At 44.5% G+C, this 7573-nt stretch carries 8 protein-coding genes; 4 read left to right on the top strand and 4 right to left on the bottom strand.

Translation table 11 applies throughout. The annotated features are described in order from the left end of the window. Positions 1-161 precede the first annotated feature (161 nt). Both GVN20_RS09965 and GVN20_RS09960 read right to left on the bottom strand, forming a co-directional pair. The gene (locus GVN20_RS09965; RefSeq protein WP_166558153.1) at positions 162-1145 is read right to left on the bottom strand and encodes a gliding motility protein; all 984 of its coding nucleotides are present in this window, start codon (positions 1143-1145) and stop codon (positions 162-164) included. 81 nt (positions 1146-1226) lie between these two features. Continuing rightward, complete coding sequence (locus GVN20_RS09960) at positions 1227-2252, bottom strand: LD-carboxypeptidase (RefSeq protein WP_166558152.1); 1026 nt, start codon at positions 2250-2252, stop codon at positions 1227-1229. Positions 2253-2349: 97 nt separating this feature from the next. On the opposite strand from GVN20_RS09960, the gene GVN20_RS09955 reads away from it, so the two are divergent. Then, a complete protein-coding gene (locus GVN20_RS09955; RefSeq protein WP_166558151.1) occupies positions 2350-3648 on the top strand; it encodes a DUF5103 domain-containing protein in 1299 nt (432 codons plus the stop codon). Positions 3649-3738: 90 nt separating this feature from the next. Then, positions 3739-4761, top strand: coding sequence for a DNA polymerase III subunit delta (gene holA, locus GVN20_RS09950; RefSeq protein ID WP_114070478.1), 1023 nt, complete (start codon positions 3739-3741; stop codon positions 4759-4761). An 88-nt stretch (positions 4762-4849) separates the two neighbouring features. Here holA and GVN20_RS09945 read toward each other — a convergent pair whose 3' ends face one another. Together GVN20_RS09945 and GVN20_RS09940 are read right to left on the bottom strand one after the other, a co-directional pair. After that, entirely contained in the window at positions 4850-5248 is a 399-nt protein-coding gene (locus GVN20_RS09945) for a hypothetical protein (protein WP_166558150.1), read from the bottom strand. 70 nt (positions 5249-5318) lie between these two features. Further along, positions 5319-5999, bottom strand: a complete 681-nt coding sequence (locus tag GVN20_RS09940; RefSeq protein WP_166558149.1) for a DUF4230 domain-containing protein — start codon at positions 5997-5999, stop codon at positions 5319-5321. Between the two features lie 139 nt (positions 6000-6138). Here GVN20_RS09940 and GVN20_RS09935 point away from each other — a divergent pair, with 139 nt between their 5' ends. Continuing rightward, complete coding sequence (locus tag GVN20_RS09935) at positions 6139-6591, top strand: lipocalin family protein (RefSeq protein WP_166558148.1); 453 nt, start codon at positions 6139-6141, stop codon at positions 6589-6591. A gap of 60 nt (positions 6592-6651) precedes the next feature. After that, positions 6652-7563: a tRNA (adenosine(37)-N6)-dimethylallyltransferase MiaA gene (gene miaA, locus GVN20_RS09930; protein WP_166558147.1), complete on the top strand. Its 912-nt coding sequence runs from the start codon at positions 6652-6654 to the stop codon at positions 7561-7563. Positions 7564-7573 lie beyond the last annotated feature (10 nt).

Here is a 7573-nt window from a genome sequence, read left to right as displayed (position 1 = left end):
ACTGTCGCTCCTTCTGAGTCCCAAAAATATTAAAAAAATTCTATTTCAAAATTTGTATTTTAAGACAGTACCAGCGGGCATCCGTGTGCTATTAGTCTGCGACGAATGATTAATAGTTCCGTTTTAGGTGTCATGGTTCGAGTCCAAATGGGACCCCAAAGTTACTCTTCTTCTTTTTGCCCCTTGTATTTTGATTGTTCCAACAACTGCCTAACATTGGTATTGGCCATTAAATCAGGGAGTTTGGTGGATGGATTTTCGGTCAAATACCGATTGATAATGCGCCAACCTACCCAACGACCGATTCCGCCAGGGCAGTATTGGCTTATTTCGGGCGTTGCGGGACGCTCACTGATAAATCGGTCTTTCTCGGCATCGCGGGTTTGGTACAACAGCTTTCGGTCTAAAAAATACGCCCAAATGTCTTCTTGTGAGGCGTACACATCTTCGAGCTGCTCCTGTGAATAGCCAATAATGAGGCTGTCGGGCGTTTCGGGGGCTACGTGCTTGACAAACTCGAAACCTTTGCCGTACCACATCATGTCGGCGAGCAGTGTTTGGTCGTTTTCGGGTATTTTGTTGTATTTCTCCGAAATGAAAAACAAAACGGCAGGCACAATGTATTCCTGTTGATAGCGACGGAGTTGATAATCAAATAGTTGGGGTCGGTACTTGGCTTTTGGCCCGCCGAAATAATCTAGTCCGATGACAATCACGCTGTCGGAAACGTACAAATCACTGCCCATAAAACCCGTCACGGTGGTGACTATTTGCGGAGCTTTAAAATCGGGGAAATTGGCTTGAATCTCACCGAACGCCTGTTGCAGTTGCGTTTTTATGGGTGCTAAATCCCCAAATTGTGTTTGCAAGTCTTTGTTGAATTGCTGCAAATCAGGATTGGTGATGTTGGCATACAATTGATTGATAATGAGGGAGTCAGGGATGCTTTTGTCTAGCCCAAAATACGCTCTCAGGTAAGGGTTTTTTTTGAGCAATCCTGCAATTTCGTCAGGATTTTTGGCCGCAAAAAGCTCGTTTTCCAAACGACGAACGGTAACGGGGATTTCTTTGGGCGGGGTATCACAGCCTGACGAGGCCATAAAAAGTGCCGCCGAAGCGAGAATAGAATAGAAAATTGATTTCATGAAAGGAGGCAATGACCTACTTGAAACGCAGAAATATTGCTAAAAGTTTGTGGTTAACCGATTTTTAATGGACAACTTCCCTTATAGCACCGCGCTTTCCAAAAATCGAATCGTGCCCGCATCGGCGTTCATTTCGGCTTCGATGCCTACGGGAATGGTGAATTTTTGACGGATGTGCCCAATCATCGCTCCCGAATACGCGGGTTTGTTGAAAGGACGGATGTGGTCGTTCCAAAGGTCTTCGAGTGTGAGTGAGCCGTAGCTGCCGTTACCGGGTTCACATTCAGTACATTTGCCGAAAATAAACCCGTTGATTTCGTCCAAAATACCGCAGAGTTTTACCTGCGTTATCATGCGGTCCATGCGATAAGGGGCTTCGTCGACGTCTTCACAAAAAAAGAGTGAACCTTTCCAGTCGGGTACGTAGGGCGAGCCCAGCAAATGACTCAAGACAGTCAAGTTTCCGCCCAATAGTTTACCCCGCGCTTTGCCCGAACCAATAGTAGAAATGCGGTCGGCGACCTGCGTGAGATTATCGCCCACTATTTTCGGATTTTCGCAAAACACCGCCTCGGCGTCCATCAATACTTTTCGGAAATAACCAACCGTAAATTCATTCCAGCTTGCCGCACCTTCTGGACCGTGAAATGTAATCAAACCTGTTTGGCTGTAGATTCCTAATAACAAGGCAGTTATGTCGGAATATCCGATAATTACTTTGGGGTTTTTACGAATGGTATCATAATCCAACAACGGCAGAAGTCGTGCGCAGCCCCATCCGCCGTGAACACACACGATTCCCTGTACCGAAGAGTCGGCAAAGAAATCATTTAAATCGGCGGCACGGTCGGCGTCTTTGCCGCCCAAGTAGCCGTAGCGCTCCCACATTCGCTTGCCCAATTTAACCTTAAAGCCCAACGCCTGCATGGATTCTATAAGTACCTGAACGGTTTGTTTGCTGTAGGCGGGAGCGGCAGGGCAAATCAACCCAACGGTGTCGCCAGGTTTGAGGCGCGGAGGTTTGATGGTTGGCTTATTTTTTGAAAAAGAAGGAGTGGAAACGGCGGCAGTGGCGGCAAGCGTGTGCAGGAAATTTCGGCGGTGCATGAAAAGTCGTTTTTACATTTTTTGCTAATATAAATAATTGCCAACATAAAATGTGCTTCACATACGTTAGTTTTAAGCCATAAATGACGATGATTATATGATGACCCTCCGGAGTTTGTTTTTGCTTTTGATGGTGTTAAGCGGTTCGGCAGGACTCTTAGCCCAAAAATTCCCCGCGATTCGGTACGAAGACAAAACGTACGAAACCAACATCAAAACCGTGGGTATTTATCCATCGCCCAACCAACTTCAAGACCCCGCTCGGACTACGTACCCGCCCGTCATCAGTTTGGACGCGGGCGCGCCGCTCATTGCCGAATTTGATGACTTAACGGCCCGATTTCGCTCATTTCGGTACAAAATTTTTCACTGTAATGCCGATTGGACACCGTCCAACCTGAACGATATTGAGTTCACTTATGAATATAACGATTACGCTATCAACAATTATCAGGCGTCGTTCAATACCAAAATTCCTTACTTTCATTACACCCTAGAGGTGCCAAAACTGAAATTGTCGGGCAATTATGTCCTCGCCGTCTATGAAGATGTTCGCCCCGCCAAGTTGGTGCTCACCCGTCGATTTATGATGTATCAACCCCGCGTGAATGTGTTTCCGCAGGTACGACTTTCGACGGGCATTGCCGAACAACGCACCCATCAACAGGTGGATTTTGACTTGGAATACCGCGGCTACGAGATTTTGTCGCCCGCCGAAGATTTGAAAATTGTGATTCGTCAAAACTTCCGTTGGGACAAGGTTATAACCAAAATGCGCCCTACCAACGTGCGGATTTTTGACCAACGGTTGGAATATCGCCCCTTTGATTTGTCCAATAATCTGTTGGCGGGAAACGAGTTTCGGTGGTTTGATACACGTCTGTCTAGGGCATCTGGTATGAGTGTGAGGGATGTACAACAGCTTCCAGACCAGACCATTGCGCATTTACGGCCTGATGCTTCGCGTTTGGGCGGTGGGGCAAGTTTTCAGGCACAGGATTTAAACGGACAATACATTGTGCTAAACCAGGATGCCGCCAACAGTACCAACGAAGCTGATTATATCAACGTGGTATTTACGCTGCAAAGCCCGCCGTACCCCAATGCGCAAGTCTACGTAGGGGGCGCATTCAATCTTTGGCAGCGCGAAGATGCCAATCGCATGACCTACAACACCGACCGCAACGCCTACGAAGCCAGTATTTATATCAAGCAGGGCGTAGCCAACTATTGTTATTATGCGGTTTTGAACGACGGTCGCGTTGACGAAACTTCTTTTGAGGGGAGTTTTTCCAACACCGCCAATGACTACGAAATCTTCGTGTATCACCGTCCGCCAGCCGCCCGCGCCGACCAATTGGTGGGTTATCGACTCGTAGAGTTTGGAAGAAGATAAAGTAATTGTTGATTTCCGCACTTCAAATCCCGATTTTTGCGCCATACACTCTTTGCTTTTACACTTTTTGCCTTTTGGTTTTCCCAAACAATGCCCACTTTTACGCCTGAGCAAGCCCTCAAAGATATTCGTCAAAAAAAGCTACAACCGTTGTATTTTATTCACGGCGACGAGCCCTATTACATTGACCTATTGGCCGATGCTATCGAAAAAGTAGCGGTGCCCGAAGCCGAAAAAGGTTTTAATCAGTTTGTGTTGTTTGGCAAAGAGACCGACATTGGTACCATTCTCAACTACGCGCGTAGGTTTCCTTTCATGGCCGAGCGCCAATTGGTATTGGTCAAAGAAGCACAGCAAATCAGCGGTTTTGACTCAAAAGAAAAAACGGCGTTTTTGGAAGATTATGCGTCGCGGCCACCTGCCTCTACGATTTTGGTGCTGTGTTTTCAAGGGAACTTCGACATGCGCAAATCATTGCCCAAAGTCTTCGAAAGGCACGGAGCGATGATTCAGAGCAAAAAAATGTACGACAACAAACTGCCCGATTGGGTAGGGGAGTACGCCCGAAGTTTAGGGACAAAAATCAGCATCAAAGCCATTCAGATGTTGGTCGAAAACATTGGCAACGATCTCAAACGCATTACGAGCGAGATTGATAAAATTCTGCTCAATCTCACCGCCAGTGAAGAAATTACGGCAGCGATTGTCGAAAAATACGTCGGAATCAGCAAAGAATATAATGTGTTTGAACTCCAAAAAGCACTTACGCAACGGGATATTCTGAAATCCAACCGCATCGCTAACTACCTGGCGGCCAATACCAAAGACAATCCCTTGCCACAGGTCTTGATTATTCTTTATAATTTTTTCAGCAAGGTGCTGGTCGTTCACGGAACGCCCGACAAATCGGAAGGAAATCTGGCATCGGTACTGGGTGTCAATCCTTTTTTTGTCAAAGATTATCTGTCGGCCGCCCGTCAGTATTCGTTAGGACACGTGGTAAATGTCATCAAGGCCATTCGCCGCGCCGACAACGCCTCCAAAGGCATTGAAGTAGGAAGCGTAAACGAAGAAGCTGTTTTGAAAGAGTTGATTTTCAGGATATTGCATTGAGGGAGTTTTGTGAGGTGAACCGCAAAAGGGATGTTAAGCCTGGGTTAATGTTATTACTGCCCGATGGGACTGAAAATGGAACATCGTTTTAAAAATTACATTCTTCTTCAATTATGTCTTGATAGAAGATATTTTTTCCCTGAACAATATATGGCAAATACCAAGCAAACGATTTACCATCTTTATTTATAACTTTTACTTCTATGGCACTTATTTGGGAGCTATCTTTAGAAGATTTTATAAATACATCTACCCCTATCCCACCTGCAATTATATCTCCATTGTTTAGCCGGCTGGAAATATCCTTTTTTAATAGCTGAATTAAAATATTTGAGTCTGGATATTCTTCACCTGTAGAAGCACTTAAAGGCTTTATCTCACTATTTTCCAGCATGATTGCTCCAAAAGGATAAAACTCACCTGATTCTTCTAAAAAATGTTTGGCTTGTATAAAGCATAAATCCCTTACTTCATTCATAGGATTCATAGTGAAGTGATAAGCTAAATATAATGTTGATATTAAAGCTTAAACTATTTTTCTGTTCCTCAGTTCAGTTTTACATTTCTTTCCCCGCGTCTCCTTCTCCCAATTCCTTCACTTCAGCTTTGACTTCTTCGTAGATTTTAAACTCTTCGAGCTTCTGCTGGTTAGTAGGAGGGAGTTGCATATCGACGTTCCAGCCCATTGAAGCCGCCAATTGGTACATCATAAACTGGACTTGGTTGTTGGCAATGCGCGGCAGGTCGCTGGTGAGGGCTTTTTCGTTCATGGCTTGTTTGGCGTCCACGAGCAGATTGGTGTAATCTTCTTGGTTGAAGCGATTCCAAAGGCCATTTTCAATGTCATAAAATTTGTAGTCGGTATCAATCGACAAAACTTCTGGGTCGGGAAAGTATTCTACGACCATTTTGTTGGTTTTTTCGTCGATACGGTAGCGCATTTTGGCAAAATCAAAACCTATCAACACCTTTGCTTTGGCAATGACCAATGCTTTTTTGGAGTTTTTGAAGAGGTACCAATAGGTTTTGTCATCTTTGTAATCAAAGATTTCGGTAAAATAACCCTCTGCCATCACCACTTTGAAGACTTTTTCGATGCGTTCGAGTAGAATGGTGGAAGATTGAACCAATTGCTTGTTAGCGTTTTGTTTTTGGGTCAGCACATAAAAGATGCCAAACCCTAAACTCCCGCCCAATACTAAGGTAATAATGAAAAAAATAAGTGAAGAAAAGCCCATAATTGTCGGATTTTGCGAAAGTTAGGGAAAATTTATGACCAATAGAATGTTGACTACTTTGTGTAGTTACTTTGGCAGAATCATTGCTTGATTGAAAATAAAAGCGTTATTTTGAAAATAATATTTCGGCCTGATTCTTATGAAAAAGATTTATACCTGGGTACTGATGTTAAGTATTGTGTTTGGTTTGACGCAATGCTCTAAAACAAGTAACGAAGAAGACCCAACTCCTGCCCCCGGCGTTACGAAAACTGAACTTTTGGCGGGAAAATCATTGAAGACGTGGGTGATGATATCGTCTAAAATTGACGGAAAGGAAGTATTTAATCAATCGCTTGTTTGCAGCCGCGATGACCATACCATTTATCGTACCGACAAGACTTATGAGGTCAACGAGGGTGAAACCAAATGTTACTCCCAAGACCCGCAGACCTACGAAAAAGGAACATGGTCATTTAATACGGATGAAACGGAGTTGATTATCAACAATGAGCAGCGTTTTAAAATCCTTGAACTCAACAATACTACGCTGCGGCTTTCGATAAAAACGCTTTTTGGAGAAACCATTGAACGTACTTTTAAGAAAATCTAGCGTTTTTAACAAGCTATTTCTTCGAGGTACCGTATTTACGGATAACTATTTCACAGTGTTTTGCAAAAACTTCTCGTTGTCATTGCGGGCCCTACCGCCGTTGGAAAAACTGACTTTTGTGTCCGATTGGCACAAACGCTGAAAACCGAAGTAATCTCTGCCGATTCTCGACAGTTTTATCGTGAGCTTAGCATCGGTACCGCCAAGCCATCAGATGCTGAACTTCAGGGGATTACGCATCATTTTATCAACTCTCATTCCATTGATATTTTGTACAGTGCGGGGTCTTTTGAGCGAGACGCCTTGGCCGTGTTGGATAAACTTTTTGAAAAACAGAATGTTGCGATTTTGACGGGCGGTTCGGGATTGTACATCAAAGCCGTTTGTGAAGGTTTGGATAATTTGCCCGAAACCCCACCCGAATTGCGGGCTGAGCTGATGCATCGATTGGAGACGGAAGGTCTTCAGTCCTTGCAGACCCAACTTCGGGCCTTAGACCCCGTGTATTGCGAATCCAATGACCTTCAAAATACGCAGCGGGTGGTGCGGGCGTTGGAAGTTTGTTTATTGACGGGAAAACCATTTTCTTCATTTAGAGAACACCACCCTGCGCAACGTCCTTTCCGAATCTTGCAAATAGTGTTGGAAAGAAATCGGGAAGAATTATACCAGCGTATTGACCGTCGGATGGAGCAAATGCTAGCGGCAGGCTTGGTCGAAGAAGCCCGTTCGTTGGTGGCGTATCGGGAGCATAATGCCCTGCAAACGGTTGGTTATAAAGAAGTGTTTGACTTTCTGGATGGTCAATATGATTATGAAGAAATGGTACGACTTCTCAAACGCAATTCTCGCCGCTACGCAAAACGGCAAATTACGTGGTTCAAACATCAAGGAAATTTTAAAGGATTCCAGGCCGATGATTTTGGGGGAGTACTCGCTTATATTCAATCAACGAGAGAGGCACTGAAATAGATAAATGATT

It is taken from the genome of Runella sp. CRIBMP, assembly GCF_009905605.1.
Lineage (GTDB): Bacteria > Bacteroidota > Bacteroidia > Cytophagales > Spirosomataceae > Runella.
This window is presented reverse-complemented; position numbering and strand designations above follow the sequence as displayed.

Coding starts and splice junctions, on each gene's coding strand:
- GVN20_RS09965 (WP_166558153.1), bottom strand. CDS start 1,145: ATGAAATCAATTTTCTATTCTATTCTCGCTTCGGCGGCACTTTTTATG.
- GVN20_RS09960 (WP_166558152.1), bottom strand. CDS start 2,252: ATGCACCGCCGAAATTTCCTGCACACGCTTGCCGCCACTGCCGCCGTT.
- GVN20_RS09955 (WP_166558151.1), top strand. CDS start 2,350: ATGATGACCCTCCGGAGTTTGTTTTTGCTTTTGATGGTGTTAAGCGGT.
- holA (WP_114070478.1), top strand. CDS start 3,739: ATGCCCACTTTTACGCCTGAGCAAGCCCTCAAAGATATTCGTCAAAAA.
- GVN20_RS09945 (WP_166558150.1), bottom strand. CDS start 5,248: ATGAATCCTATGAATGAAGTAAGGGATTTATGCTTTATACAAGCCAAA.
- GVN20_RS09940 (WP_166558149.1), bottom strand. CDS start 5,999: ATGGGCTTTTCTTCACTTATTTTTTTCATTATTACCTTAGTATTGGGC.
- GVN20_RS09935 (WP_166558148.1), top strand. CDS start 6,139: ATGAAAAAGATTTATACCTGGGTACTGATGTTAAGTATTGTGTTTGGT.